Annotated in this window: 1 pseudogene; it reads left to right on the forward strand. The window is 47.2% G+C overall.

Going from position 1 to position 861, the window contains the following annotated elements:
• Positions 1–217: 217 nt before the first annotated feature.
• Positions 218–861: pseudogene (locus JMX13_RS13600) on the forward strand (hypothetical protein); the annotation flags it as partial.

The following is an 861-nucleotide window of genomic DNA, read 5'->3' on the forward strand; positions in this document are numbered from 1 at the left end:
GTCTTTCATTATTATATTGATACATTATTTCTCTATATTATACAGTATATTCGCTTCCAAGAATTAATTAGTAACTAAATATTTCTATGAACATTGTTTCATTAATATTAGTTGACTTTTATTCAATTATTTGTTTATGTATACATACAACTGGATTAAAGTTGTATCTTGTTAACAATGTAACGGAATATTATAAACTCTTCATGGAGGAATACGAATGTCACCCAACATTCATTCAGGTTCAAACCTACCAATCGCAAAAAAGCTAAAAACTCCCCTCAAAGCTAGTATTGTTCTTTTAACTTCAATGATTTTGGCATCTTGTGCCATTGATGGTGATACCGGTGCTACTGGGGCAACTGGTGCTACAGGCATGCCTGGCGCTAATGGTTCTGCTGGTAACAATGGAGCAGACGGCGTCAAAGGCGATAAAGGCGACACTGGAGCTGCTGGAAACGATGGCGCAACTGGTTCTGCTGGAAACGATGGCGCAACAGGCGCAACAGGCGCAACTGGTTCTGCTGGAAACGATGGCGCAACAGGCGCAACTGGTTCTGCTGGAAACGATGGCGCAACAGGCGCAACTGGTCCTGCTGGAAACGATGGCGCAACAGGCGCAACTGGTCCTGCTGGAAACGATGGCGCAACCGGTGAAACTGGCGCAACAGGTCCAGGCGGCGGCGATACTGGAGCCACAGGTGATACGGGTGCAACAGGTGATACGGGTGCAACAGGTGATACGGGTGCAACAGGTGATACGGGTGCAACAGGCGATACGGGTGCAACAGGCGATACTGGAGCCACAGGCGATACTGGAGCCACAGGTGATACTGGAGCCACAGGCGATACTGGAGCCACAGG

The organism is Psychrobacter immobilis (genome assembly GCF_904846285.1).
Lineage (GTDB): Bacteria > Pseudomonadota > Gammaproteobacteria > Pseudomonadales > Moraxellaceae > Psychrobacter > Psychrobacter immobilis_D.